General features: G+C 39.8%; 27 protein-coding genes and 1 pseudogene. 3 read left to right on the top strand and 25 right to left on the bottom strand.

What is annotated here, in order from left to right:
* Nucleotides 1-12: 12 nt before the first annotated feature.
* From LBYS11_RS09340 to LBYS11_RS09270, 15 genes and pseudogenes are all read right to left on the bottom strand, one after another.
* The gene (locus LBYS11_RS09340; RefSeq protein ID WP_103117935.1) at nt 13-1,824 is read right to left on the bottom strand and encodes an ABC transporter ATP-binding protein; all 1,812 of its coding nucleotides are present in this window, start codon (nt 1,822-1,824) and stop codon (nt 13-15) included.
* The gene (locus tag LBYS11_RS09335) at nt 1,821-3,554 is read right to left on the bottom strand and encodes an ABC transporter ATP-binding protein (protein ID WP_103117934.1); all 1,734 of its coding nucleotides are present in this window, start codon (nt 3,552-3,554) and stop codon (nt 1,821-1,823) included. Before LBYS11_RS09335 ends, LBYS11_RS09340 begins: the two co-directional genes overlap by 4 nt.
* A 435-nt stretch (nt 3,555-3,989) precedes the next feature.
* Complete coding sequence (locus tag LBYS11_RS09330) at nt 3,990-4,676, bottom strand: hypothetical protein (RefSeq protein WP_233732640.1); 687 nt, start codon at nt 4,674-4,676, stop codon at nt 3,990-3,992.
* Entirely contained in the window at nt 4,673-5,167 is a 495-nt protein-coding gene (locus LBYS11_RS09325; protein WP_103117933.1) for an ECF transporter S component, read from the bottom strand. Before LBYS11_RS09325 ends, LBYS11_RS09330 begins: the two co-directional genes overlap by 4 nt.
* Before the next feature lie 31 nt (nt 5,168-5,198).
* Nucleotides 5,199-5,591 carry a bifunctional adenosylcobinamide kinase/adenosylcobinamide-phosphate guanylyltransferase gene (locus tag LBYS11_RS09320; RefSeq protein ID WP_103117932.1) on the bottom strand — a complete coding sequence of 131 codons (393 nt, stop codon included), beginning with the start codon at nt 5,589-5,591 and terminating at the stop codon, nt 5,199-5,201.
* A complete protein-coding gene (locus tag LBYS11_RS09315; protein WP_103117931.1) occupies nt 5,543-6,139 on the bottom strand; it encodes a histidine phosphatase family protein in 597 nt (198 codons plus the stop codon). The genes LBYS11_RS09320 and LBYS11_RS09315 overlap by 49 nt, the downstream gene beginning before the upstream one ends.
* Nucleotides 6,112-6,888, bottom strand: a complete 777-nt coding sequence (gene cobS, locus LBYS11_RS09310; protein ID WP_103119072.1) for an adenosylcobinamide-GDP ribazoletransferase — start codon at nt 6,886-6,888, stop codon at nt 6,112-6,114. The genes LBYS11_RS09315 and cobS overlap by 28 nt, the downstream gene beginning before the upstream one ends.
* A 20-nt stretch (nt 6,889-6,908) precedes the next feature.
* On the bottom strand, nt 6,909-7,484 hold the full coding sequence (locus LBYS11_RS09305) for a bifunctional adenosylcobinamide kinase/adenosylcobinamide-phosphate guanylyltransferase (protein ID WP_048390634.1): 576 nt from the start codon (nt 7,482-7,484) through the stop codon (nt 6,909-6,911).
* 12 nt (nt 7,485-7,496) lie between these two features.
* Nucleotides 7,497-8,104, bottom strand: a pseudogene (locus LBYS11_RS09300) (histidine phosphatase family protein).
* Nucleotides 8,101-9,195 (bottom strand): pyridoxal phosphate-dependent aminotransferase, encoded by a 1,095-nt coding sequence (locus LBYS11_RS09295; protein ID WP_103117930.1) that lies wholly within the window; start codon nt 9,193-9,195, stop codon nt 8,101-8,103. Before LBYS11_RS09295 ends, LBYS11_RS09300 begins: the two are co-directional and overlap by 4 nt.
* Nucleotides 9,182-10,138 carry an adenosylcobinamide-phosphate synthase CbiB gene (gene cbiB, locus LBYS11_RS09290; protein WP_103117929.1) on the bottom strand — a complete coding sequence of 319 codons (957 nt, stop codon included), beginning with the start codon at nt 10,136-10,138 and terminating at the stop codon, nt 9,182-9,184. The genes LBYS11_RS09295 and cbiB overlap by 14 nt, the downstream gene beginning before the upstream one ends.
* Entirely contained in the window at nt 10,135-10,818 is a 684-nt protein-coding gene (locus LBYS11_RS09285) for an adenosylcobinamide amidohydrolase (protein WP_103117928.1), read from the bottom strand. The genes cbiB and LBYS11_RS09285 overlap by 4 nt, the downstream gene beginning before the upstream one ends.
* Before the next feature lie 204 nt (nt 10,819-11,022).
* Nucleotides 11,023-11,208 carry a hypothetical protein gene (locus tag LBYS11_RS09280; RefSeq protein ID WP_048390624.1) on the bottom strand — a complete coding sequence of 62 codons (186 nt, stop codon included), beginning with the start codon at nt 11,206-11,208 and terminating at the stop codon, nt 11,023-11,025.
* A 104-nt stretch (nt 11,209-11,312) separates the two neighbouring features.
* Nucleotides 11,313-12,671, bottom strand: a complete 1,359-nt coding sequence (locus LBYS11_RS09275) for an aspartate kinase (protein ID WP_048390622.1) — start codon at nt 12,669-12,671, stop codon at nt 11,313-11,315.
* A 463-nt stretch (nt 12,672-13,134) separates the two neighbouring features.
* Nucleotides 13,135-13,887, bottom strand: coding sequence for a glucose 1-dehydrogenase (locus tag LBYS11_RS09270; protein WP_004228793.1), 753 nt, complete (start codon nt 13,885-13,887; stop codon nt 13,135-13,137).
* A gap of 202 nt (nt 13,888-14,089) precedes the next feature.
* Between LBYS11_RS09270 and LBYS11_RS09265 the strand changes: the two genes are divergently transcribed.
* Entirely contained in the window at nt 14,090-14,701 is a 612-nt protein-coding gene (locus LBYS11_RS09265; RefSeq protein WP_103117927.1) for a TetR/AcrR family transcriptional regulator, read from the top strand.
* 80 nt (nt 14,702-14,781) lie between these two features.
* Here the strand turns inward: LBYS11_RS09265 and LBYS11_RS09260 are convergent, their stop codons facing one another.
* The 4 genes from LBYS11_RS09260 to LBYS11_RS09250 all read right to left on the bottom strand — a co-directional run bounded on the left by LBYS11_RS09260 (nt 14,782) and on the right by LBYS11_RS09250 (nt 18,783).
* Entirely contained in the window at nt 14,782-15,627 is an 846-nt protein-coding gene (locus LBYS11_RS09260) for a nucleotidyltransferase (RefSeq protein WP_103117926.1), read from the bottom strand.
* 106 nt (nt 15,628-15,733) lie between these two features.
* A complete protein-coding gene (gene topB, locus LBYS11_RS09255; RefSeq protein WP_103117925.1) occupies nt 15,734-17,863 on the bottom strand; it encodes a type IA DNA topoisomerase in 2,130 nt (709 codons plus the stop codon).
* A gap of 419 nt (nt 17,864-18,282) precedes the next feature.
* Nucleotides 18,283-18,459, bottom strand: coding sequence for a hypothetical protein (locus LBYS11_RS23050; protein WP_158651945.1), 177 nt, complete (start codon nt 18,457-18,459; stop codon nt 18,283-18,285).
* A gap of 153 nt (nt 18,460-18,612) precedes the next feature.
* Entirely contained in the window at nt 18,613-18,783 is a 171-nt protein-coding gene (locus tag LBYS11_RS09250) for a hypothetical protein (RefSeq protein WP_233732624.1), read from the bottom strand.
* Nucleotides 18,784-19,034: 251 nt separating this feature from the next.
* Here LBYS11_RS09250 and LBYS11_RS09245 point away from each other — a divergent pair, with 251 nt between their 5' ends.
* Nucleotides 19,035-19,610, top strand: coding sequence for a sigma-70 family RNA polymerase sigma factor (locus LBYS11_RS09245; protein ID WP_103117924.1), 576 nt, complete (start codon nt 19,035-19,037; stop codon nt 19,608-19,610).
* Nucleotides 19,600-20,649 (top strand): hypothetical protein, encoded by a 1,050-nt coding sequence (locus LBYS11_RS09240; protein WP_181574663.1) that lies wholly within the window; start codon nt 19,600-19,602, stop codon nt 20,647-20,649. The genes LBYS11_RS09245 and LBYS11_RS09240 overlap by 11 nt, the downstream gene beginning before the upstream one ends.
* Nucleotides 20,650-21,218: 569 nt before the next feature.
* Here the strand turns inward: LBYS11_RS09240 and LBYS11_RS23545 are convergent.
* The 6 genes from LBYS11_RS23545 to LBYS11_RS09210 form a co-directional block, all read right to left on the bottom strand.
* A complete protein-coding gene (locus LBYS11_RS23545; RefSeq protein WP_103117923.1) occupies nt 21,219-21,422 on the bottom strand; it encodes a hypothetical protein in 204 nt (67 codons plus the stop codon).
* A 95-nt stretch (nt 21,423-21,517) separates the two neighbouring features.
* On the bottom strand, nt 21,518-22,618 hold the full coding sequence (locus LBYS11_RS09230; RefSeq protein ID WP_103117922.1) for an alpha/beta hydrolase: 1,101 nt from the start codon (nt 22,616-22,618) through the stop codon (nt 21,518-21,520).
* Nucleotides 22,619-23,153: 535 nt separating this feature from the next.
* The gene (locus LBYS11_RS09225) at nt 23,154-23,978 is read right to left on the bottom strand and encodes a copper amine oxidase N-terminal domain-containing protein (protein ID WP_103117921.1); all 825 of its coding nucleotides are present in this window, start codon (nt 23,976-23,978) and stop codon (nt 23,154-23,156) included.
* Between the two features lie 212 nt (nt 23,979-24,190).
* A complete protein-coding gene (locus LBYS11_RS09220; protein WP_103117920.1) occupies nt 24,191-25,306 on the bottom strand; it encodes a hypothetical protein in 1,116 nt (371 codons plus the stop codon).
* A complete protein-coding gene (locus LBYS11_RS09215) occupies nt 25,293-25,790 on the bottom strand; it encodes an RNA polymerase sigma factor (RefSeq protein WP_016994968.1) in 498 nt (165 codons plus the stop codon). The genes LBYS11_RS09220 and LBYS11_RS09215 overlap by 14 nt, the downstream gene beginning before the upstream one ends.
* 242 nt (nt 25,791-26,032) lie before the next feature.
* Nucleotides 26,033-26,536, bottom strand: a complete 504-nt coding sequence (locus tag LBYS11_RS09210; protein WP_103117919.1) for a hypothetical protein — start codon at nt 26,534-26,536, stop codon at nt 26,033-26,035.
* Nucleotides 26,537-26,650 lie beyond the last annotated feature (114 nt).

Here is a 26,650-nt window from a genome sequence, read left to right as displayed (position 1 = left end):
CTTTATTATTCCCTATTCTACCTGCTCTAACAATAGTTTTTGTTGAAGATGACGATAGATCCCCTGCTGCTGCATCAGCTCTTGGTGATTGCCCTGCTCGACAATTTCTCCCTGCTGAATCACGAGGATTTGATCGGCATTTTCGATTGTTTTCAGACGATGGGCAATGACAAAGCTTGTGCGTCCCTGCATTAAATGCTGTAAGCCTTTTTGAATATCGACCTCTGTTTGGGTATCCACGCTAGATGTGGCTTCATCCAAAATTAAAATATCGGCATTCTCTAAAATTGCACGGGCGATCGCAATAAGCTGACGCTGCCCCTGACTTAAATTGGCTCCTCCTGCCTGCACGGGTGTTTCGTATTGGGCAGGTAAATATTTTATAAAATGATGGGCATTCGCGATTTTTGCCGCTTCCACAACCTCTTCATCTGTCGCATCTAGCTTACCAAAGCGAATATTTTCACGAATCGTTCCCGAGAACAAATAGGTGTCCTGTAAAACCACACCAACTCTTTGGCGAATCGTCGCCATCTGATAGTGTTCAATATTATGCCCATCAATTAAAATCTCACCTTGATCGACGTCATAAAAACGTGTTAATAAATTGATAATCGTTGTTTTGCCTGAGCCTGTTGGGCCAACAAGAGCAAATGTCTCTCCTGCCTTGGCATGGAAGTCAATGTTTTTTAACACAGGCTTATTTGGCTCATAGCTAAATGATACTTGCTTGAAAACAACATCCCCCTTGAGCGATGCTGTCTTGATAGCATTAGGCTTGTCGGCTACCTCTGAGGGTTCATCTAGTATCTCAAAAACACGCTCTGCCCCAGCAATAGCAGACTGGAAGGTGTTTAATAGATTAGATAGCTGATTAAGCGGACGGAAAAATTGCCGTGTATAGGTCACAAAGGCGGCAATAATCCCCACTGTAACAATACTCTTTACTGCTAAAAAGGCACCTGTTCCGATGACGACAGCAAGGCCTAAATTATTCATAAAGTTATTAATCGGACCTAGTAAGCCAGAGGTAATTTCTGCTCGTTGGGCAGAGTTTCGTAGATTTTCGTTTTGCTGATGGAACGTATCAATCGTTTGCTGCTCCCTACCAAAAAGCGTAAGTACCTCCGAACCTGTAATCATTTCCTCAATATAGCCGTTCAGCTTCCCAAGATCCCGTTGTCGTGCTGCATAATTTTTACTGCTGCGTTTAATGATTTGCTTGGTTGTGAAAACGATTAGCGGAATAATAATCAATGTCACGATTGCTAATTGCCAGCTTAATGTAAACATGGCAATACTGACACCGATTACAGTTAAAATGGACGACACGATTTGCGTAACACTTTGCGCAAGTGCTGTATTTAAATTATCAATATCGTTGGTCACACGGCTCATTAAATCCCCAAGTGCACGCCGATCAAAGAAACGTAATGTCAGTGTTTGAAGCTTTTGAAATAATTCCAGACGCAATGTCCGAATGGTTTTCATCGCCACATGAATCATGACATAGGTTTGCAGCCATGTCAGAATAGAGGCTACTGAAAAAATAACGGCCAACAGGATGCCTAAACGAATCGTTCCGTCGATATCCTTTTTCATAATGTAATCATCAATAATATGCCCAATCATATAGGGCCCTGCAAGGCTTAAAAAGGTCGAGGCAATGACAAAAAAGATAGAGAAAAACAGCCCTATTTTTTGTTGCTTGACATAATGCCACACACGTGACAATGTCTCCCTTTGATTTTTCGCCTTTTCAGCTGGTCCCCCCATACGCGGTCCACGTCCAAAATTCATTTGCTTTGGTTGACCTTGACTCACCCTTGTTCACCAGCCTTTTGCTGTGACGCATAAATTGCTTGATAATGCGCATTTGATTGTAGAAGCTGCTGATGGGTTCCTTGCCCAACAATGTCGCCATCCTCTAGTACCAAAATAACATCTGCCTGCTGAATGGAGGCAATTTTCGACGCTACGATGAAGGTCGTTGTGTCTTGATAATAGGTGGCAATAGCTCGCTGCACTTGTTGTTCTGATGCACTATCTAACGCTGACGTTGTATCATCCAACACCAAAATAGCAGGCTTTCGAATAAACGCACGACTCAATGCAAGGCGCTGCTTCTGCCCACCCGAAAGATTCGTAGCACCCTGTGATAATTCATGTGCTAAGCCCTTATCAAGTCGCTCTACAAATTCACTGGCGCAGGCCGCCTCTAATGCCTGTTGTATGTCCTCAGCTGTAGCATCATCCTTACCGAGACGAATATTTTTTTCAATCGGTCCAGAGAACAATAATGCTTTCTGTGAGGTAAATCCGATATGCTCACGTAGTGTTGCGAGTGAGTAGGATTTTAGCGGTTTTCCGTCTATGCGGATTTCGCCACCAGAGGGATCAAATAAGCGAGGTAATAGCTTCACCAGCGTCGATTTACCACTACCTGTTTTCCCAATAATGCCGACCGTTTGCCCTGGTTTCACCGAAAATGAAATCTTTTTGAGGACATCCTCAGCTGTTTCATAGTAACGATAGCTCACCTGATCAAAGTCAATGGCCCCTTTTATTGGATCGGTCAGCACATGTTCCGCTTCCTTAACAGCAATCTCTTTGTTTAACACGTCCACAATGCGTTCTCCTGAAGGCAAGGCTCGCGCTATTTGCATCAGCACCATACTAGAGGACATCAGTCCATTTAAAATAATCGTTAAATAATTGATGAATGCAAGAATAACGCCCACTTGCAGCGTACCCGCGTCTACCTTAATGGCTCCAAGCCAAAGCGCAGCTACAATCCCTAGATTGACAACAAACATCGTAAAGGGTACAAGCACGCCGACAATTTGCTCAGCTGTAATAAAACGTTTCGTCAACGCCTCATTTAATTCTCCAAACTGTGCTACCTGCTGTGTTTCACGGCGAAAGGCTTTAACTACACGAATACCCGCCAAATTTTCCTGTAGCTTCGTATTGACGGCATCAATGGCCTCCTGAACACGACGATACAATACACCCGAATACTTCGTAAAAAAATACATCGCTATAACCAACAATGGTACGATAATGAGCAATATGGAAAAAAGCTCACGTGCTGTGACAAACACAATAATCACTGCGCCGATAAAGAGCAAGGGCCCACGCACAAAAATACGCAGCGTCATCATAAAGGCACGCTGAATACTTTCCACATCACTCGTTAAAATCGTAATCAGCTTCCCCGTTGTAAAAGCATCTCGCTCCTTGGCTGAGTAAGTCATCATCTTCTCATAAAGAGCCTGTCGAATATCCGAGGCAAAATGAATCGCCGCCTTCGAGCTATAATACGAGCAACCAACCCCACCAATAAGTCCAAGCACTGCACTGCCAAGCATCCACACAAACATATTCAATACGTAACGATTATCCCCATTGGCAATCCCCGTATCAATCATATGTTGCATGATGGTCGGCTGAATTAAATCCATCGTCACCTCTAGCACCATCAATAACGGTGCAATCAGCGTGAAAAATTTATAAGGCCCCAAATACTGCCCTAATTGTTTAACTGCCTGCATACATTCGTCTCCGTTCTATTTAAATCCCATTCGTTCCTTATTATAACTGAAAATCATTCCCATTTGATAAATAATTTTTCGGGTCTCGTAATATTATTGGGGTGGTTTGATTGTGGTGTAGTGTCTTCATAAGGAGAAAAAATCTAATTTCTAAGCAGATTTTGGAGGGTGGTGACTTTTTAGAGCGAAGTTCCACTTATTATGAGCGGCTTTCATTTACTTTGGAGCGGGTTGCTCTGCTTAAGAGCGACTTCCTCACCTTTCAGAGCGGGCCTATTCCTTTACAAGCAACAGCCAGCTACTTTAGATTCAGCGTCATCCTGTCAATAAGTAAGGAAATACCCAGAGCAAGAATCATATCGAAGTAAAATAACACTTGCTCTGGGTTATCTAGCCCTGTCCCAAGATGCGATCATTTGCTCAAAACAAGCCCCATCACTTTTCAGAAATGCGTAGTTTCTCAAAATTTCGCAGGAAAATTTTTTGTGCCTGTGACTCATTGTCTGGAGAAATGCCTAGCAAAATGACTGTACAGGGGCCTGCTGATTTTGCACCATCAAGGGCGCATTCCACATGTCGCTCCCCAAACAGACGGGCAAATTCTCCTTGCACCCCCCTCGATCCGACTGGCCATACTTGCTGAACAATTTCTGACTGCCATGCCTTGAAAACAGGCAGCAACTGCGCCACATCTTCAGGCTGTGCCAACACCTCTTCACCCACAAGCGGCAGGCCATAGGTGTACCAGCTAAGCTGATCGTGGTCAAATGCTCGACGCTGCTGCTGAATTTCTCCAAGCATCGTAACAGCTAAGCCTGACTGCAATGTAGGCATATTGGATTCCGTACTCCCCGTAATGGCTGGGCATGTAAGACCTGCCTCTGCAAACACTTGCTGTATACCTTTTTCATAGCGAGACCATGCGGCATCTCCAGAAAAATTCGCAAGTAGAACTTGAATAGGTAGTGCCTGTGCAGCAAGCTGTTCTAAAAACGTTACACGGGCTGTCATGTAGGCTGTCAATTGGTCTGGTGCCGACACAACATCTTGCGGTTTTTGTCCGATGGCTGCGGCATTATCCATGGTCGCAATGAATGCCCCTACTTTCATCGCATTTCTCACTGTGCACGACCTTCCTTACGCACAAAAACCTTTGAGAGGACGGGCATTACTACCGCAACAATGATTAAATTGATCACCGTTGCCATTAGAATACTACCTAAAGCACCCCAGAAAAATGCTGGACTAATAATAAAATAAAATGGTAGTGGCGCAACAATACCATTTAATACTAAGGCAACTGGCCATTTCCAAAAGTGCATGCCTTTTTTATGCATCATTCCGAAGACCCATACGACAATCAACATTTCTACCGCAATAATAATATGTAAAGGTCCTAGGGGGAATCCAGATGTTAATGCTGTAATAAAATGGCCGATTAATCCAGCAACCCCTGCTAAGATGGGGGATAGAAAGACAACACCTAAAAAGGCAGGAGCCGAATCCAGTGCAGCCGTTGAAATAAACGCTGGTACCTTAATCATTGCTCCTACTGCACAGATGGCCGCTACCATCGCCGTCAAAATCAATTTTCTTAATTTTTGTCGTTCCATTTCATTCCCTCTTTTCTGTTGAATGTCAACTTTACTTCAATGGCTCAGCTATTCCATACCAAATCCGTACAACTTGCTCCGCTTCCTTGAACAAAGCTTGGTATAGTCGACCACAGGTATCGCGTAGCTGTCGGGCTTGTTTTTCCATTGGCACAACCCCACGCCCCATATCCGTCACAATAAGTACGAGTGTACAATGGTGTTCAAGCTCTTGTAATGTGGCTAGCACCTTTTGTACGATTTGTTCATCTTCCTCCAAGTTTTGTGTCACAAGCCATTTTTCTAAGTTCTTTAGGACAAGGACATCACAGGCGGGCGCTACCTCAGGTAGTTCGCCAGCAATCATAACCATCTGTTGCGGTTCATACAAGCGCCTCACATAGTCGGTTTTGCCGTTATAGGCACCTCCGATAAAGACATGCATCGTGCTCCCTCCTCCCAAGCCTTTCTAGTAAATGTTAAAACAAATTGTTTATCATGTGGCACTTGATAGGACCAAAAGGGCTGTTCTGTTGGCGCAAAGACAACAAGTAAGGCACGAATAACCCCACCATGAACCACTAAATAATAGCTATCCTCATTTTTCGGTAAATAATGAAATCCATCTACAACACGTTTCATAAAATCATCGAATGCCTCACCTTGTGGAGGGGGTGTACGGATTGGATCATCTATCCATGCCCGATAGTGAGCATCCATTTTTAGCTCCTCATAGGTTTTCCCTTCGAATGCACCAAAGTTCGTCTCTCGAAGGGATGCCTCTGCCTGGTAGCTAGCATTGGGAAAATAATGAGCAGCCGTTTGTCGACAGCGCTTTAGATCACTGCCATATACCTTTTTAACCAATGCATCTACAACAGCAAGCTTGGCTGTATCTGCTAATGGTGCGTCCGTCCACCCAAGGTAACGCTTTTCAAGATTCTCTTTTGTAGGCGCATGCCGTATTAAGCACACAGTAACAATGTCACCCATAGCACAACCTCCATCCCTTCAATGGAGGCACCCAATAAATCGCCAGATACTCCACCAAAATTACGCAACGTAAATTGTCGAAAAATAAAAAGTGCAATGGCTAAAACGACGACTAGGACAACAGGAAGAAGTAAGAACTGCGTGCTGATAAAAACAAACGTCATCGCCAATACGAGCGATAACAGCATGATCACTTTTAATCGATTAGCATTCATATGAGACTTAAAAAAATAAGCAAGACCTTTTTCCTTTGAGCACTGGAGTGACATAAAATAAAAGCTCATGCCCACCCTTGTTAGAAATGGAACGAATAGTACCATCCACAAGTCGAACTTCTGCTGCACAAAAAGCTCATGTAGAATAACAAATTTCCCCATTAATAAAAACACCACAGCCAATACTCCGAACGCTCCCACACGGGGGTCATCTAAAATCTCCAATCGTTTTTCTCGATCTCGATAGGAAAAATAGGCATCGCCCATATCAATAAAGCCGTCTAAGTGCAAACCACCTGTCCATAAAGCAAATAGCCCTATCACAGTGAAAGCTAGCATCACTTCACTGCTGGCTGTCCACTGCATAAGACTATAAAGCACAGCTGCCACCGTTGTTCCCATTAAAGCACCTATCCACGGTAAGCAAGCAAACATGCCTGTGATGGTGGACCTTGTTAGCGGAAGCTCTTTATGTACTGGCAATACCGTAAAAAATTGAAATGCCAGTAGGAGGCTATGCCAAAAATTTTTCATCCTCTTGCCTTCCTTCTTGATTATTTCCATCTCTTTACAATGCCATAGTTCATTTCATAGGCCTCCTGTGCCATAGAAACCAACCATTGATGGAACTGTCCGAGCGTTCGTCGGTATAATTCTACTTCATCACTAGCATAAGGAGGTTCATCAAACAGTTCATTGGATACCACAAAAAAAGTCAAATCCTTCTTCAGTAGTGATTGGATCGCCTGCTTGACGGCCTGTAGCTTCTTAGCTAAACAACCAGGCTGTTGTAAACAGGGTGTCCCCTTGTCATAGCCTTCGTAAAAAGCATTGGTCAGCCAAGTTGTCACGCAATCCCACAGCACCACATCTCCATCCTGAAGTGTCTCAAATACTTCAGAAATTGCATAGGGAGCCTCCACCGTCAGCCATTGTACAGGCTGTGCCTGGCGATCTGCCTGATGCCGTAAGATTCTTTTTTCCATTTCATGATCTAAGGCAATACCCGAAGCCAAATAGAGCAAGCGTTTCGCTGTACATGCCTGTGCCTCATAATGCTGAAGCGCTGCTTGCTCGGCAAAATGGGATTTACCACTACGTACACCACCTGTAATAAAAATAAGCGCCATGTAGGACACCTCCTATTGTAAATGATGTAAATTACCAATATCCTTCACAAGCCATTGTTGACCTTGCCGTTCAATCACTGTCACACTTGTCCCATGAATGTATGGGGCCGCCCATAGCTCACTAATACTGCGCTGTAAAATAGCATTGATAATGCATTTAATCGTTACAGCGTGGGAGACAATGAGGATCGTTTCATTGTGATGTTGGGCTGCTATTTTTTTAATGTAAACATCGCTCTTTCTGTTACAGCTCCAAAGCTTTCTGTATGACTCGCCACAAACTGCGCAGGGTAGTTCGTATATAGCTCATAATCAAGCTTATGTGTCGCCAGTATATCGTCGATTGTCTGCCCCTGCCATTTCCCTAAAAAGATCTCCCGTAAATCATCTTCATAGGCAATAGGCAGCTTGCGATTGGCCATCAAAATAGCCATCGTCTCTCTTGCACGACCACTTGAACTACAATAAGCAGCGGTAAAAGGAATCTGTTGCAGTTGCTTGTGAAGTTTTTCAGCCGCTGCTCTACCGTTTTCCGTTAATGGAGAATCCAGCCACCCCTGTAGTCGATGCTCCTGATTCCATTGTGTTTCCCCATGTCTTACTAGATAAAAAGTTGTCACTTTTCTCTCCCCTTATTTAGGTTAAACCACGTTTGTAGACAATTATGTAAAGATGTCATGGCTGCAATGTCTTTTATGCCAATACGGAACCACTCACCCTGCAAGCCTTGAAAGTTTTTTGTGTGACGCAGCACAACACCCTGTGCAAGACAATAGGTGAAAAAGGCGTCCGCTTGCTGTGTTTTCGGTAAGGAGAAGCACACATAATTCGTCACACTATTCGTTACTTGGCAGCCATTGTCCTGTAAGTAACGATGCAGCCATTCCCTTTGCGCTGAGGCATAGGTAATTGCCTGCTGACAATAGTGCTGCTCGTCTAAACAGCTTGCCCCAATTACAAGCGCAAAGGCATTTAAATTCCAATGCGGTAGCATTTCTTTTAAGGCGCTCACAATTGTAGCATGCGCAACCAAATACCCAAGTCGTAAACCTGGAATCGCATACATTTTAGTCATCGAACGAACGACAATAACATGTGGGTTTTGTGCACTAAACTGAATCAGCGAATGCGCCTCATCTACCCAATCCATAAATGCCTCATCGATAACAAGCTCACAGTTAACGATTGCTCCGTGTGCGATTAAGGCAAGTAAATCTTCCTTATTTGGCAGTACGCCAGTTGGATTATTAGGTGTACAAAGATATACAGCATCTGCCGTCAACATTTCCTGCTGTAGCTGCTCTAATGGCAATGTGTAATTGATAAAATCTGTCACGACAATAGGAACGATCGTAGCACCTGCTGCACGCAATGTTCGCTCATACTCTGAAAAAGTTGGATGCACAATGATAACACGCTTATTGGTATAGCGTCTTGCTAGTACACTAAAAAGCTCTGAAGCCCCATTGCCTAGTAAAATCGTATTCTTTGCTACTTGATGAAAAGCAGCAACCTTCGTTAAAAAAGGCTCCCCATCTGGATCTGGATAGCGCTGAATTAGTGGATAAAAAGTACGCCAACGTGCCTCCACAAAGGCTGGTGGTCCTGCCGCATTGACATTTTCGCTGAAATCATACACCACCTCAGGCATCGTTAAGCCTAATTGCTGATAAACATTTTGCGGATTTGCTCCGTGATTAGGTAACCGCATAAATTAACACCTCCACTGCTAACATAACAAGCGCAAACAGCACTGTGGCAATACGCATATGAATAATGGACGTTGCAATATGCTCTTTCGTTAATGGCACTAATTTTTCCCCCATAATTGCTCGATGAGAGACAACGCCCTGATACGTATTTTTCCCTCCTAGCTGTACACCAAGCTGCACTGCAGTCGCTGCCTCTAAATAGCCACTATTTGGACTAGGATGCTTCTTAGCGTCCTGTACCCAACGCTTTAAGCGCTTGCCAAGCGAACGATCTGTTTCATTTTTCGTACCAAGCACGATCAGTAAGCCTGTAATGCGACTTGGAATAAAATTCAGGACATCATCAAGCTTGGCTGAAAACATACCAAAGTCTTTATATTTTTCATTTTTATAGCCCACCATCGAATCTAAGGTATTGACAGCCTTATAGCCCCATAAACCAATTGCCCCAAATAGAAAGGCATAAAAGAGTGGAGCTGTCACACCATCACTTGTATTCTCAGAAACCGTTTCTACCACACCACGCACAATTTCATCCTCACCTAGTTTATCGGTATCACGTCCGACAATCCAAGATAGCTTAACTCGTGCTTCGGCAAAATCCCCTTTGACAAGCGGCTCATAGACAGCCATCGCCGCCTCCTTCAAGCTCCGCTGTGCCAGTCCGATACCAATCAGCAGACCCTCTACAAGGATGCCAAAAATGATACTCACCTGATAGCTTAGTAATAGAATTAGCGTCACCACAAACATGGTCGTGCCAACAACAGCAAGTGCCATCACTGTCCCACGTAGCTTGCGCCATTTGCCCTTATTCCATAAAGCTGTTTGCGATTGAATCAAGTGTCCAATCCAGCGTACAGGATGAGGAAGCTTCGGAGGGTCCCCTACTACTAAATCAAAAATAAGCCCTATGATGCAGGCAATCACGATAGCAATCATTTAGACCTCTCCTCTTTATCTTTTTTGTATTTCCTAACCGCCTCACACATCGTTTCATAAACACCATAGCCAATGACCTTACCAAGCATAGTGATGGGACCTGCATATTGATGGAAGTCCCCTTCTTCAGTCGAGGCAATAAGCAAGCTATCAGTAGATGTACCTGTAGCTAGCGTGCCTGTCGTAGGATCTGTAACACCCTCATCTACTAAAGCCTTGACCTTGGCTTCCGTAGTTGAAATCATTGCCTGAAAAAGTGCCTCATCAGACAGCTTGCCATTGATCAGCACCCAAGTATTAATGGTGCCTGCATGGTACTGCTCCTCTCGTTGAAAAGCACGGGTAATATCCACCGCATTGCCAAGCCCTGCGGTAATCATAATGACAAGGTGGATTCCCTCATATGTAAAGTCACGAATAGTCGCAAACTTGGCTTGGACAGCCGTCATCATAGCCACTGTATTGTCATGCGGGAAATGCTGTGCCTGCAAAAACTGCAGCAATTCCTGATGTGGCTGTCGTTCATCATAGGTAATAGGCACCGTTCGATTCATCAGATGCGTATAATGACCAAAGCCTGGGTTATGCATGGCTGAGGATACAACCTTCATGGCTGAAGCTGTTTGAAGGGCAACATAATTGTCAAAAATATGAATGCAATCCTTAGTAAGTATAGGCAATCAATCGCCTCCTCGCGATAAAGTTATGACGGAACATAAAAAAACAAATTCTTACAAAGAAGAATTTGTACGGTCGATTCTTTATTAAAATTTGAACCTTCTGAACATTTGTACAGAATAACAACTTCATAATACTCAAATTATTTATTTTCTTTGAAATTGTATCATAACTTTGGCTATTGTCACAATTCCATTTTCAAAGTGTTATTGCTGCTTTTGTTTGAGATTCTTAAAGCGGATGACAGAGCCGACGATAATAAAGACCCACCCAATGCCTATGTAAACAATTTTCATTGTTTTTGTCGATGACGGTAAAATATCCATAATCGTTAAACAGACAAAAAGTATCCCGATGATTGAAAAAAGCATACCGATTGTTAAATTCTTCACGAATAACCCTCCCAACTATGTACGCCCTCGATTTTACCGTATTCTCGGCAAAAAGAAAACACTAATCCAAGCAAGAAACACTTGGATTAGTGACGATTGTGTCATTATGCTTTTGCATGGGCAAAAAACTCTTCATATAACGCTTGTAAAATGCGGTTTTCATATTCCTGAAGGACACCAAACACGAGGCTCACTTCAGAAGAACCTTGATTGATCATTTCAATATTTGCGCCAGTTTTTGAAATCGCTGTGGCAGCACGGGCAGCTAATCCTGTGTTATGACGCATCCCTTCGCCCACAATCACGATCATGGAAAAACCGTGACGCATTTCTACATACTCTGCATGTAGCTCTTCTTTCACACGACTAAGAATGCGTGCTTCATTTTCTGGTGTTAGTTGATTCGAACGCATGATGACAGAAATATCGTCTAAACCAGATGGTGTGTGTTCATAAGAAATATTTTCATCTTCTAAAATTTGGAGTAGCTTACGTCCAAAGCCTACCTCACGATTCATCAAATATTTAGAGACATATAAAGTTGAAAAGCCACTGTCTGCCGAAATACCTGTAACTGGACGACCTGTTGCAGGACGGCTTGGTACAATACGTGTACCTGGGGCTGATGGATTATTTGTATTTTTTATGTTAACGGGCACCCCAATCTTGTAGACAGGCATTAACGCTTCATCATGGAACACTGAAAAGCCTGCATATGATAATTCGCGCATTTCGCGATACGTAATTTCTTTAATTTCCACTGGATCGTTGACGACTTTCGGATTCGCGGAGAACACACAATCCACATCCGTAAAGTTTTCATACAGCTCCGCTTCAACGGCTGCTGCTAAAATAGAGCCTGTAATATCAGAGCCACCGCGGTCAAATGTTCGCAATACGCCCGCTTTAGTGTAACCGAAGAACCCTGGGAACACAATAATTTCTTTTGTGTCTTTTAAAGGGGCTAAATTAGCATACGCTTCAGGTAATGCAAAGGTTCTTTCTGGTAAATCATTGACCACTAAACCTTCTTTAGGACTGACATAGCGTGCGGGCATACCAATGGCATTAAAGTAAGCTGCAATAAGCTTGGCGTTATTATCTTCACCTGCTGCTTTAATACTATCGATGAATAATTCCACATTTGTTTTGTCACCTTGTACACGTTCACGTAAATCTTCTGCGATTACGTCACAAATGGCATTATCTAGCCCCAAACCATCAGCAATCGCTCTAAAACGATCCACAACAGTTTGCAATTTTTCCTCTGTATTCTCTTGTAGTAACGCTGCATTTGCTAATTGTATTAATAGGTCAGTTACTTTTATATCGTCACCAGAACGTTTCCCTGGTGCTGAAACGGCAACAATCTTACGCGCCGGATTAGATTTTACAATGTTTGCTACTTTTTGTATTTGTTCTGCACTTGCTACAGATGTTCCACCAAATTTACACACGATCATATCTATCAAATCCTAACTTTTTCAAATTAATTGTATTCCTCCACAAAACAATTGACTGTACACAGTGTACAAATTATCGTTTCCTACGTCAATACAATTTAAAAAATTCACGCAATTTTTCGAGAAATATGGACAATTTTCGTACTGTTTGATTTATTATACGGATTTCACATGAAATAGTTAAGGTTTTTGTGAATTTTTTTTCGTGACGTTGACATAATCGTGAAATTTTCGATTTTGACTTTCTTCTATATAAATGAAGAAAACGCTTACTCCATTTATGATATGCACAAATATGCACTATGTCTGTGCTATTTTTGTATGTATCGTTGATTCCTTCAGCAAGGCTTTTTCTTTTATTTATGAGGTTTTTCGCTCGTTCCTGAGGCCTTTATGGAGTGACTGTGGATATAAAAAACTAGGCTCACGTCGAGTGATGCCTAGTTTTGATTTTGCTATTGGATTAAATGGCTGTCCAGCCGCCATCGATTACGAGCTCTGCGCCTGTCATAAAGCGGGATTCGTCTGACGCTAAGAACACTACGCCATAAGCTACATCTTCAGGTTCACCGAAGTATGGTAATTGCGTGTAAGCTTGATAGTATGGCAATGCACCGCCCTCTTCCATCGTGGGCGCTGTCATTGGTGTTACAATAATGCCTGGATGAACAGAATTCACACGAATTTTATCTTTACCATATTCAATCGCAGCCGATTTAGAAAGCACACGAAGCGCTCCTTTTGCTGCTGTATAAGGGCTTGTACCAGCCATTCCCACGATTCCACCGATCGAAGAAATATTGATAATTGAACCACCGCCAGCTTTTTGCATTTCAGGAATCACATATTTCATGCCAATGATACAACCATTCAGGTTAATATCCATAATTTTATTCCATTCAGCCATTTCCATGTTGGCAATTGTTTTAGGTGATGAAACGCCCGCATTGTTGACGAGGATATCCACTTTGCCATATGCCTTTACAGCCTCGGCAATCACTGCTTTCCACTCATCCTCAGAAGTAACATTATGTTGAAGACCAATAATGTCCCCACCATTTTCTTTAATTTCTTTTACTAAATTATTCAAGGGCTCGATTTGTACATCTGTTGCAATGACCTTTGCGCCTTCTTGTGCAAATAGTTTTGCCTCAGAAGCGCCCATTCCCATTGCTGCTCCTGTAATAATTGCTACTTTCCCATTTAAACGACCCATCATAAAACTCCCTTTCTTCTATATAAATGAACAATTCGTGAACACGTTAACAACTAGTTGTATTATCGACACGGTGTCGTTAATATAATTATAACGCGCAATTGAAAAAGGGCAAACAACACCAAAGCCCATAATGATGCTTTCACAACACTTGCAATCGGACTGTTGTTTAAATAGAAAATTTAATACAAGGAGCTTCAAAATGTCGAAAAAAATGGACCCTCGTGTCATCAGAACGCGCCAATTATTAAGAGATGCACTAGTGGCATTAATTGATGAACAAGGCTATGAAAAAATTACGGTACAAGATATTACACAACGGGCTACATTAAACCGTGCCACTTTTTATTTACATTACCGTGATAAATTAGACCTTCTCTATCAAAGCTCAGAAGAAGCCTTGCATGAGCTTGTAAGTAGCATCCATCCACCCTTCGAAGAGAAGAAGGATTTTGATTTATTACCAAATTATGACCAGCCACATGAGACATTTATGCATTTATTTGAACAAATAGCGCTGAATAGTAAGCTATACAAGGTCTATCTCACAGAAAAAAATATCCCTTATTTCTCCGATGGCCTTAAAGACATTATTATCAATTTTGTCTCGAGCGGCATTCAAATGATGGAGCCTGACGACCAAAAGCTGACCGTGCCGCGCGAAATGGCCGTCCGTTTTTATGCAGCCGCCTTTCTTGAAGTAATCGTCTGGTGGTTAGAAAATGATATGCCCTATACCCCCAAATTTATGGCGACCCAGTTAATGCGTATTACCCTTAAAGGCCCTTATATTGACAACCCTTTTGAAAGATAAAGCAAAACACCAAATTTCAATTAACAACAAAAGGTAATCACAACGCAAATGTGATTACCTTTCTCTATTTGTCTCGAAAGTTATACGATTTTCATGTTTAATTCTCTAGTAGGGTTATAGAATTGTAACCATTTATCCGCTTCACTGACCATCCACGTTCCAAATTCATTTAAAAACAATAACAAAACGTTCGTATCGATTATGGGTGTTATTGCATATTCAAGTGCCCTTCTCATGTCGCTTTCCTTGTCAGGGAAATATTCTGAGAACCGTTTATAGGCGGGGTATAAATCCCTTGTATAGGTGTTTTCCTTTGTTATGACAAGTGCAAGCCCTGCTCTTACTATAATTTTCATAATCCACTTACAACAATCTTTAATATCCTCTCTATCCGAATTATCTTGAAGATCATCACAGGCATTTTTTATTTGCCCCTGCAAATGAATAAGGTGGTCATTCGCTAAAGCCTCGTTCGCTTTATATCTTGGTAATCGAGGTATTAAATCCTCTCCAAAGACACATATACTATGGGTTTGGAGGATGAAACTAATGATTGAAAAAGATGTCGTATTTAAAATATCTTCTTTGCCGAATACACTTAGCTCAATCCCATCTACACAATGATGGTTTTGAGTTAACGCTTGTTCTACTTCTTTTATCCGCTTTACCTGCTGTTTTTTAGGCTTATGCTTCGTGACCGCTATCGTGTCTAAGTCAGCTACTCCTTCAATACCTATACCCTTTGGAATCGATCCCCTTATATAAATGCTATGTAAGTCATCTTGGAGAAGGGTGCGATAGGTATGAACCACATCGTTGATGACAGCAAGAAAAATGGGGTTGATTTTATTCCAATCTGCATGATTAATTATGTATCCATCACTATCCGTCAGACATAAGCTGCCAATTTCTTTTATAGTCGTCATTACATCGCTCCTTTTAGGTGACTGATTTACTTAATAATGGATAGCATGTCCTATACAAACACACTATCCTACTTTCATGTTGGAAGTCCTTTGAAACTAACAGCATTTACTTTTCTTTAAATTCAAATTCAATTTTTCCTTCTACCAAACGTAGGGCTGCATTAAATTGTTTGCCATTCTTTGATTTAAAGCCTTTCATCATAGCAGTTTTCCCACTCTTACATAAATCAAGGATGTTTTTTTCCGTTAGTTTTTTTCCTAATAGCCTTTGTGGGAACGTTTGCTTACAACCATTTTTATAATTCGAACATCCGTAAAAGCTTTTACGCAAGCCTATTTTCCCTTCCTTGCATGCTGGGCACATGGCAATATCTTTGACCACAGCTGGTTTAAACTGCTCTGCTTCAATTGTCAGTGACTCTAACTGTTTAGGCACCTCTGCTATTAGTTGATGAATAAACTTGCCTATGCTCTCAATAAAATGCTTGGCAGAGCCTTCCCCATGGCCAATTTTATGTAAGTAAATTTCCCATTTGGCCGTCATGGAAGGACTTGACAGTAATGTTCCTTCAATTGCCTGACATAAAAGCTGTCCTTTCGGTGTAATGCTCACGATATTTTTTCGTACTTCAATAAATCCATGCTTCTTAATCGTCTCGATAATGCCACTTCGAGTTGCTTCCGTCCCAATCCCTTCAATCGATTTCAGCACCTCGATTTCCTCTTCATCCTCAACCGATTTACCACAGGTTTTCATCATCGTAATGAGTTGACCTTCTGTATAGGGCTTCGGAGGTGTTGTCGTGCCTTCTAGTATAGCAATCTTACTTTGTACCAGCTCATCTTGGAAGACAACAGGTAAAGACTCCTCACGCGCCTGCACCTCTGTCTCATTTGAAAATAATTCTTTCCAGCCTTTGACAAGCTCTGTTTTCCCTACTGTTTTAAACTCTACATTTTTGACATTCGTGATAATCGTTTTTTCATCGTATTCATAATCCTGATGAAACATAGCGAGTGTCGTATTGAGGATTTCAAAATAAATATTTCGTTCATCAGCATTCATGGATTGCAACGCTTTGGCGGTCGGTATTTTTTTCGTTGGAATTATCGCATAGTGCTCCCCAACATTGGCACTGTCGACATAGCGCTTGTTCTTCCCTCTATTGATTGGTTGAAATGCTTTTCCCACGAGCTGCTGATAGTTTCCTAATGATTCATTTAAATAAGCAAACTCATTATGCGTAATGAGCTGTGAATCGGTACGTGGGTAAGAAACGAGTTTTTTCTCATAAAGTGATTGCGTAAGTTTCAACACATGTGATGGACTGTATTTCCAACGTTTATTGGCAGCCGCTTGTAAAGTTGATAGCGCATGTAGTTTAGGTGGTGCCATCCGCTTCGTTTTGTTCGTGACACTTGTAATGAGACCTGTATCATTCGGTTCAATCCCATGCTGTTGCAATAACTGCACTGCCTCAGCCCGCTCTTTTGTCTTTAGCTTCGCCTTCCCTTTATATACACCATGTTGAGCTTTAAATACCCCTTCGATTTCATAAAATTTTTCAGGCTTGAACTGTTCAATTTCCTGCTGTCTTTTATAAATTAAATAGACGGTTGGCGATTGTACTCGTCCGATGGAGATACTGCCCTTGAAGCCCTTTTTCTGCAACAGTAGCGTATAGAGGCGACTACAGTTCATACCTACTAGCCAATCGCTAATTTGACGCGTTTTGGCTTCTTGGTACATAAGCAAATCACGCTCATTACCTTGCATATGATTAAAACCTTTTCGGATTTCCTCCACTTCTAATGAATTGATCCATAATCGTTTAACTGGCTTATTTACTTTTGTCATTTTCAAAAGGGAGTAGAAGATATTTGAACCCTCACGTTCACTATCACAGCAGTTATAAATCATTGTTACTTGGGGATCACTAAAGATTTTTTTGACTGCATTGAATTGTGGATACATTTTAGAGACCACTTTATCTTCAAATTTTTGCGGAATGATCGGTAATGAAGCAAGCGACCACTTCTCCCATTCCTTTTGATATTCTTTCGGCTCCTTTAATTCAACAAGATGACCAACCGCCCAGGTAATAACTGCACCATGAGGAAAAGTAGCACAAGGTTCCAGTTCAATAAAGGTTTTCTCTTTTTGCTTCACTTTAAAGGCGTCTGCATATGCTCTTGCTTGAGATGGTTTCTCTGCTAATATAGCAATTTTCCCCATTAATCATCACATCTTCTTTACAATATTTTAGTAGCTTTTCTATAAAAACATAAAACTCAACTAATCAGATTAGTTGAGTTGATGGTGAAATACCTAACTACTATTTTACTTTAAACCATATAAAATAGCACTTACTAAAATCTTTGTACCAGGAACTTTAGATTCCTTTGTTGAGATTTGTCTACTTATTGCTACAGTAAATATAAGATGTTGCTTTAAAATAAAGTTTGAACAAAAATACCTCCCCAACTCTTATTTTACAAACTAATCATACCTTCATGAATATAGCTAATATTCCGAGCCATTTCTCTAGTACTCTCCTAATCTGTTGCAATGACCCAATCAATTAGCCTTCGCTCGTAATAAACTCGTTCAATCTAAAACTTTTCAATAACTCGTTGTTATAACAATCGTTGTCTTTACACTGGCTCATTCGTTTTAGAGTCTGGAGGATGTTTTAGACCTAATTCATCAGCAATGACAATTGTTTCTTCCAACAGCAATAAAGGAGATTGTTCTGGATTATCAACAACAAAAACCGAATATTCAAATAAATAAAAGATAAATTTTATTATTTCAATGCAAGATTTTTTCATATAAGGATATTCAACACCCTAAAAAATAGTGATAGTTTCGAACTCTAATTAATCTAAAAGGAACTTTCTTGTTTCCAGGAAAGCGGCCGATTGTGGAAGATCATTATTGACTAAAGCCCTTATTAGTTCAAGAATCAATATTAGGAAATTTATTTACTTCAAACAAGAAAAAGCCAGTAAAATCGGAATTCCTTGTCTTCTAATAAATTCTTCTTCACTACTAAAATGTTCACGCTTTGGTGTACCTTCACGTAAATCTAGAATTGAAAACCAACTTGTGTAAGTGCTATTAAAATAATGTTCGATTGTACGATGATAATTCACCACTATTTGGCCAATCCAAGCTCTTTTCTTTCCCACTCACAGAAATAGTCATTGATGATCCAATTATCACGTTTATCCCCTGATTGCTTATTAGCAAATGAACCTCGGCTGGCATAGAGTCGTTGTACTCCTGATTGTCTTCCTGATTGATGGCCGCCGACACTCAGCTGTTTGCAAAAAAACAAAGAACCGAACCTTTTTTTGATAAAGAGACAATATAGTGTGTAAGCTTACTTAGGAGGATCCTCTGAATGCAAAATGAATATATGTACCAATTACTCCAAAAAATGAAGGAAGGTGATCAACAGGCGTTTCGTACGATGTATGATGCCACCTATCAGGACGTCTACCGGACAGTCTCCTTTCTGGTGGATCATCAGCAGGATCGGGAAGATGTCATGAATGAGATATATATGCAAATGTGGACATCACTTGCTAACTACGATACAAACAGACCTTTCCACTTCTGGCTAAACGGCTTGGTAATCCGTCAAGTGCAGAGATTTCGTGTCAAGAGCTGGCGGAGATTCCGAATTTTTGAACGCATCCGTGCCTTTTCTCAGGAAGAGCCTCATTGGGATCAACCTTCTGTGTTGATGGATGGGACGAAGCAAATGATAACACAGGCAATCCAAAAACTGACCGATAAACAACGATCGGTGATTGTCCTCCGCTTTTTTCACGACTATAAACTTGAGGAAATAGCGACATTGCTCGAAATTCCGCTGGGTACAGTCAAGTCCAGGTATCATGCTGGCCTTCAGGTGCTACGAAAAAACTTAAGTAATCTCCCCCCAGAAAGGATGGAAGAAATCAATGCCAATTGAACGTAAAATCCGTGAATATCTGCACAAAGAGGCAGAAACTATGGAATGCCCTCCGGCCATTTCCAAACGAATAGAACAATCCTATTCTCAATATTTCCAACGAAAAAGGAGCGAAATAAATATGAAAAAACGATTAATTAGTGGATTAGTTGCTACTGCGATTTTGATTCCAACCGCAGCATTTGCGGCCCCTAACCTGATTGAAATGCTTACTAGAACACCAATGACTGTTGAACAAGTCAAGGTGGATGAGGTTGGCAAAGCAACACTAGAGAAGCTGTATAACGCATTTCCCGAAACAAAATCATTTGAGATTATCAATGCAAGCAAGGTTCAAGGTGTCCAAACAAGCATCATACTGCAGGAAAAAGGAGGAATTGGCAAAAAGATTTCCCTTCATACAAACGGTATTACAGGTGCGCTTGAACACGTGAATCAGGAGAATTGGGAGCCAAAGGAGAAACCACTCACTGCCTTAACCGATCAGGAAATCAGGTCGAAGGTAGATTATCTAATTGATAAAATGTTTGGCAACATCGAAGAGTACGAGTTTGCTATGGAGCAAATGGAGAACCCGAATCAAAAAACGTTTATGTTGAATTACACCAAAAAGGGATCAAAAACACCTTTCTACCAGGTATTTGTTCAAGACAATACAATCAGTGTTTCTCTAATCGGAGGTGAGACTACACCTTTAAACAATAAAGTAGAAGGTTTTTTCTCTACAAATGGTAAGCCTGATTATACTGCTGATTCTTTTTTAAACGATGAAAAACTGTTTTCTTTACTAAAAATTAGCCCAACAGAATTAAAACAAGAATTAGCAAAAGGTAAATCTGTTGTCGAGATTGCAGCATCTAAAAATGTCTCTAAACAACAAGTGATTGATGTGATTGCAAATACACAGGCTGAAGGACAAATTCAAGGTGAAAATAATAATGATGTTCCTAAAAGCAATCGTTCAAGTGAACAAATGTTAAAAGCTGTTGAACCGAAAGTAGTACAAGTTATTGAACATAAAACTGAAACACCATGGTAGAAATAATAAATCCTAGACGGATGAGGTTGCAAAATATCGCTTGAGTACATCTAATTCAATGGTTGCTTCTTAAATATGAATTTGAATGGTGGCATGAGGTGCTTTTAATCAAACTTTATTACAAACCTGTACTTAAACAAATTGGCCAATAGTACAACTAGGGTTTAAAAAATAATTAAACTTTTTTAGATAGATTTTAATCTGCTACATTAAATAAGAGCATGTTTTGATCAATATTTTTTCAAAACATGCTCTTTAGATCTATTCTCATTTCAAAGTTGATATCCATTAATTTAATCAAACTTTATTACAAACCTACAATTGTATTTTATTCAATTAAATGGCCCTTTAATGAAAACGAGCGCTGATCCTTGCTACAGAATCGCGCCCAATTGTTGTTCATCCTGTCTGATAAAATTCCTGATTCTTTTTGCTACAATCCTATTTAGAAGTTACAATTCCAACTTTTAAACTTTATAGACAGTACGACTTTATTCTAAAACTACTTAGTGCTTTGTACTGAAAAAGCACAATTCAAGGAAAGCGCCCGATTTGTCGAAGACCGTTCTTTATTCATGAGGTATAAATTCAACTGATTTTACTTGATACATTTTGTCTTTGAATATATAGGTGATTTGAATATCCCCTATATATCCTCCTACAGGAGAGATTTGTCCTCCGAGCTTTGCAACAAGTTGATTGTTTTCTATTTCAAAGTTGATAAGATTACCAAAATATATCTCATCAAATAAATGTCCAGGTTGGATACCCAAAGGTTTAATATCAACTCTATATTTCCTTACTACTATTTTACTTTAAACCATATAAAATAACACTTACTAAAATCTTTGAGCTCTTTTAAAGCAAATTATAAAGAAGCAAAAATTTTCTTTACCCATTCAAGATACGCTCGCATATAGTATTCCTGCTTAAAGCCATGATTCTGGTCCTCTGCTACTATCACAGTCACATCCGTGTCTGCGTTTCGTGCAGATTGGATATATTCCTGTGGACCTTTTACCCCGATTGCTAAATCCTTTGTCCCATAAGCTATAAACTGAGGTATATGAGCTGTTCTGAAATGCGTAGATAAATCTGTCTGCTGCAAGAGCTCTTCACGTTTTTCTGGATTTCTGACATCTTCATCATTAAAAGAAGCAAAGAGCATGGGCACATTATAGCGATACGTCAATGCAGGGTAAATCATAGCAGCAGATGCTACTTGATCATCAACAGCATCAATGGCATCAGGCTGATAACTAGCAGGAAACAGATTTTCTCCCTGAATAAGGTTAATAAAGCTACCCGTTTGATAGCCTCCAGCACTAAAACCTATTAAACCAATTCGATCTGGATGGAGACCATAATCATTGGCATGATAACGTAGAAATCGGACGGCACGCTGAACATCTAGCTGTGGAATAGGCCACTCATAGGGATTGGAACGATAGTGGAGAACGAATGCATTAATACCTGCTTTATTTAATGATGCAGCTACTTCCTTTCCTTCCGCTGTTCCTCCATCCATTTCCTTAAAGCCATAACCACCACCTGGCATAATAATGACGGCACTGTCACTGTTCGCGACCGTATAAGGAATCAGATAGGGCTCATCTTCATAGGTTGATTTTTCATAGCCCCCTTCAATTTCATGGACATAGGTAAAGGTATCAATAGCCGCTTCATTGTCTTTATAGTCTTCTCCCACAATGCCAGTGGAAAATTTGAATGTCGCCAAAAGTCTGTTAGGATTGCCCTTAATATTCATATCGTCAAGCTTACTTCCCGAATGATTACCTGCCACTTCTTCTCCCCAAATCTCCACCTTGTCTTCAATATCCGCAACTGGCTTGCCTGGTTTATTTCCGAACGGATTAATCACAAGAATAGCGTATCCAATCCCCATAAACAAAGTTAGTATAACTAGAAGGATTCCTGCTATCTTGGCTATTTTCTTCGCTACCCTCATCATCATAACCCCCATTAAATTTACTTATGTATCGTTTACTATTTATTATCTCGGGTAAAGGATTATTAACCTTTAGCTCATTCTTTAGCAAATAACGATTGAAGATCTTGTATAGCATCAATACAAGGTTGTATTCTTCCATTTTCTAAAGGATTAAAGTGACCCTTTAGAGGAAGCATGACGCATTCCTTACTAAAAAAATGCCACAAATTTTTTAAAAACTGCATACGTACCTTGTAATGACGTAAACTATAAAAACACAACAATAATTCTTTCGGAATATGAGGTAGGTATTGTAAAAAAGAAGGAGGGATACGATGTTTGATGAAGCTGCATATTTTATTTTTAGAGCACTGTTAATTTTAACTGTTTTGGTTGTTGTGGTTGGAATCCCAATTGGTGAAACACTGATTAGAAAAAAATAAAACTGCATCTAAATGGATGCAGTTTTTGATTTTTATCCTACTTTGTGTCGATAATATTGGAATTGGTGAATTAGTGACCATATAGAACCCCGTTTATACTATCATCCACCTTATGGAACTGTATTACTCATAACCGTCACAAAGCCGTTCAACGAGGCTGTATCAATTAATTGAAGTATTCCCAGTCTTGCGGTATCACTGTAGACATACCAATGATTTGCAGTAGTATCATGCACCAAAACTCCGCCCAAGTCCCCCGTGGAAAAATAAATATCAAACCGTTTGATACTGTTCGAGTCTTGGTCTAAAAAATCAAATTGCGCAGTTTTATCATAGTCTCCTACTGGAATGGGATGAGAATTCCAAGGATTATAAGTAGGTGCTTCGATTTTACTTCCATTATTTTTTATAAAAGTATTATAAATAGCTTCGTTATAACCATTCCCATTGATTTGCTGTACGACTCCGCCTAATGTCATATGATATTCGTATTGCAATGCTTTTACTTTTATACCATCAATAAAGAGAGGATGTGTCTCAACCGTTACTGTACCGTTTTTGTAAGTGATATTGCTGCCAAATGTTTCGGCAAGAAAACGCATCGGAACAAAAGTACGATTATTCTTCATATATGGCTCTACATCAAGCAGTTCTGTTTTACCGTTTTTCACCACTTGATTACGATTAAGTTTTAGTGTTACCTGTATATCGTTTTTAGTAAGGGTGATTTGGGCATCCGTCCATACAACATTTACCCCTAAATTTTCACTAATTACACGTAAAGGAACCATTGTCCGATTACTTTTAACTTCTGGATTTACATCAGATGCAATTGTAACACCGTCAACTTTTATTTGAAAATCGGCTGCATATGCCGGTGACGAAGTCATGATTAGAATCAACCCAAGAAAAATTCCTGAGAACACTTTTTTCAACTTTGAACACTCCTTTTCTTAAAACTCACTATTCTCCCCAAAAATACATTCCACTAAATATTTTACCATAAAAATCCACCTATATCGTTAAACTATCATGCTCTTTATTCAATCTACATGACCCATAAAAGAAGACGCGTTTCGAAATAAACGCGTCCGATTGTTAGATAAAGATACTGGTGAAAATTAGAATTGATGTCCTTTCTAAAAACCTAATAAATTCCCCAACTAAAGGCTGGCTGCCAAATTCCTTGGGCATTTTTCTCCATACCTAGCTCTGTTGGTCCTTCAAGTGAAATAAATTTTACAACCCCTGTTGTATCTGTTTGTTGCTCAAACTCCGCATGTTCTAGCCCAGCAAAGAGGTTTGCAATAATAAGGCGATTTATTTCCTTTGTAAACAACTCCTGACGTACGATTTTCGTTTTCTCATAATATCTTCGAACACTTTCTGTTTCTTCGTTCTTATTTGTTGTAAACAATGCTTCATATGTTTCATAATCTTTCTCAATTTCACTCAATAAAAACATTTTAGTAATCGCTTGGGGTGTCATATTTTTTAACTTTTCAATATTATAATCCTCTTTAAAGGCATCAAAAACTTGCTGCTCCTGTTCAGACAATTCAAATGTTAGCTCAAAATTTTGGAAGCCTACGACCTTACCGACTAATTGCCCCTCACTAATTTTCATAATCGTATGGCCTTCGTCACTGTCATAAACAACCATTTCTTTTTCTTTCGCAGAAATCGATTTGTCATTGAATGGCGCTGGTCTTGTTCCATAATTATGAAAAAAGTAAGGATTCTTAAATGGGTCATTAATTTCCTCTTTTTTTATTTGCTCATTTAATCCATGTACTTTTAATGGGGTATCCTCTACTAAAATTTGCCCTTGCTTCATTGTTACATGATCATTCCCTAATCCTAATACAGTTGAAACGACAAGCCCATCCGTTCCATAAAAAGCAATATAATCTCCATACGTAATGGGGGCTTCCTTATCGATAATCATTGGTAAAAAATGCAGCATCCATTGTTTTCCAAGTAGATGGGCATATTTAGGTTGAATGATGTCTAACGAAGAAACATCATCGACAATCGGTAGTAGCTCATTTTGCTGACTTGCGGTTTGTAGGTTATTCTTTTGAGAAAACTCAACGAATAGCATTAACCCAATAATGAAACAAGCTGCAATAGATACGGTGACAACCTGCCAGTTAAACTTTCTTTTTATGGGTTTCTTTTGCAATATACGTTGCTTGATGTCGTTTGTAAATGGGGCATCTTGTCGCAATTCTTCTTTTAGCTTGTCTTTAAATTCCTTCATAAAATATTGCCTCCAGTTCCGGATTTGTTTTCAACAATTCTCTCGCTCGACGAATCCTTGTACGAACGGTGTTTTGTGAGACGTTTAATAAACTAGCAATTTCAGAAACATCAAATTCTTCATAATAAAACAGTACAATGACTTCCCTATAATGAAGTGGTAATGCAAAGACAATTTGCTTTAAAGTTGCAAAATCTTCAGTTGCTATATATGTTTGCTCTACGGAGGGTTCAGTTCTACCTAGTGGTAAAAGCTTTGAAATAAATGATTTTCTCTTTTGTTTACGTAGTTCATCGTGACAGCAATTAATAGCGATACGGGTTAAATACGTTTTCAATGAAGCATCTTTTCTAAAATCGTCTTTATGTAATAAGTACTTCATGAGTACGTCCTGTGTAATCTCCTCTGCAAGCTGAAAATCCTTCATATATAAATAGCTAAGATGATACAAATATTCACCATATTGTTCTACGATTTGTTCCAACAACAACTCACCTCGTTTCAATCCTACTACTTAGACGCTCGTTTTCTAAAAAATTGTTCAATCTCCTGGAAATATTTTAGAATAGCCTTTTTATCAAGATTGCAGTAGTATGCAATGCACTTCTAGATGATGCAACAGTACCTATGTATTAGATGGGCTTACTGATAATGGCCTTTTCATGAAGAAAGACGCTTTCCTATTATTTCAGAAAAGCGTCCGAGAAGATCGTTATTCAACTTTACCTATAGTTCTTTCAAGAAGGACTGTTCTTTTTTCGATTTGTTAAATAAATCTATTCTTTCTTTTATACTTTCGTTCTTACTAGTATCCCACCATTCAACGACCACATAAATCTCATGTATATCTTTCAGTGTAATAAAGTCACCATTTTTATTGATGTATGGCCCTGCAATAGCACCAGTTGTATATTCTGCTATATTCGTCGCACCAGTAACTGAATCAGTATGAACTACTGAATCATCACTCTCGATAACCACATGCGTTTCAAAGTGGAAGAAATCTGTCATATACGTATTGACGTTTTTCATTTTTAAGGTCCCAAATCCTGCTTTAAAGTCTTCTGGTGTTATAACAATTTCATACCCAGTTAGATTCCAGCTTTCACTTTCACCCATCAATAATAAATAATAAGTATTACCACTTTTTTGAGCATTGCAGCCAGATAGTACAAAGAACGACAACATCAAATAAATGCAAGGCACTAAACCTTTTATATATTTCTTCATTCAATCCCCCTTATAACATTCCTTCTATAAAATAAATATCTAATTCCATGCTATTCAACTCTTTAAAAGAAAAAGACACGTTCCTATATTAACGCGCCCTTTTCTGGAATAAAA

It is taken from the genome of Lysinibacillus sp. YS11, from assembly GCF_002896375.1.
In the GTDB taxonomy this organism is placed as follows: domain Bacteria; phylum Bacillota; class Bacilli; order Bacillales_A; family Planococcaceae; genus Lysinibacillus; species Lysinibacillus capsici.
The sequence above is the reverse complement of the archived record's forward strand: the minus strand, read 5'-3'. Positions and strand labels throughout refer to the sequence as shown.

Coding starts and splice junctions, on each gene's coding strand:
- LBYS11_RS09335 (WP_103117934.1), bottom strand. CDS start 3,554: ATGCAGGCAGTTAAACAATTAGGGCAGTATTTGGGGCCTTATAAATTT.
- LBYS11_RS09325 (WP_103117933.1), bottom strand. CDS start 5,167: ATGGAACGACAAAAATTAAGAAAATTGATTTTGACGGCGATGGTAGCG.
- LBYS11_RS09320 (WP_103117932.1), bottom strand. CDS start 5,591: ATGCATGTCTTTATCGGAGGTGCCTATAACGGCAAAACCGACTATGTG.
- LBYS11_RS09315 (WP_103117931.1), bottom strand. CDS start 6,139: ATGGGTGACATTGTTACTGTGTGCTTAATACGGCATGCGCCTACAAAA.
- cobS (WP_103119072.1), bottom strand. CDS start 6,888: ATGAAAAATTTTTGGCATAGCCTCCTACTGGCATTTCAATTTTTTACG.
- LBYS11_RS09305 (WP_048390634.1), bottom strand. CDS start 7,484: ATGGCGCTTATTTTTATTACAGGTGGTGTACGTAGTGGTAAATCCCAT.
- LBYS11_RS09295 (WP_103117930.1), bottom strand. CDS start 9,195: ATGCGGTTACCTAATCACGGAGCAAATCCGCAAAATGTTTATCAGCAA.
- cbiB (WP_103117929.1), bottom strand. CDS start 10,138: ATGATTGCTATCGTGATTGCCTGCATCATAGGGCTTATTTTTGATTTA.
- LBYS11_RS09275 (WP_048390622.1), bottom strand. CDS start 12,671: ATGATCGTGTGTAAATTTGGTGGAACATCTGTAGCAAGTGCAGAACAA.
- LBYS11_RS09270 (WP_004228793.1), bottom strand. CDS start 13,887: ATGGGTCGTTTAAATGGGAAAGTAGCAATTATTACAGGAGCAGCAATG.
- LBYS11_RS09265 (WP_103117927.1), top strand. CDS start 14,090: ATGTCGAAAAAAATGGACCCTCGTGTCATCAGAACGCGCCAATTATTA.
- LBYS11_RS09260 (WP_103117926.1), bottom strand. CDS start 15,627: ATGACGACTATAAAAGAAATTGGCAGCTTATGTCTGACGGATAGTGAT.
- topB (WP_103117925.1), bottom strand. CDS start 17,863: ATGGGGAAAATTGCTATATTAGCAGAGAAACCATCTCAAGCAAGAGCA.
- LBYS11_RS23050 (WP_158651945.1), bottom strand. CDS start 18,459: ATGAAAAAATCTTGCATTGAAATAATAAAATTTATCTTTTATTTATTT.
- LBYS11_RS09245 (WP_103117924.1), top strand. CDS start 19,035: ATGCAAAATGAATATATGTACCAATTACTCCAAAAAATGAAGGAAGGT.
- LBYS11_RS09240 (WP_181574663.1), top strand. CDS start 19,600: ATGCCAATTGAACGTAAAATCCGTGAATATCTGCACAAAGAGGCAGAA.
- LBYS11_RS09230 (WP_103117922.1), bottom strand. CDS start 22,618: ATGAGGGTAGCGAAGAAAATAGCCAAGATAGCAGGAATCCTTCTAGTT.
- LBYS11_RS09220 (WP_103117920.1), bottom strand. CDS start 25,306: ATGAAGGAATTTAAAGACAAGCTAAAAGAAGAATTGCGACAAGATGCC.
- LBYS11_RS09210 (WP_103117919.1), bottom strand. CDS start 26,536: ATGAAGAAATATATAAAAGGTTTAGTGCCTTGCATTTATTTGATGTTG.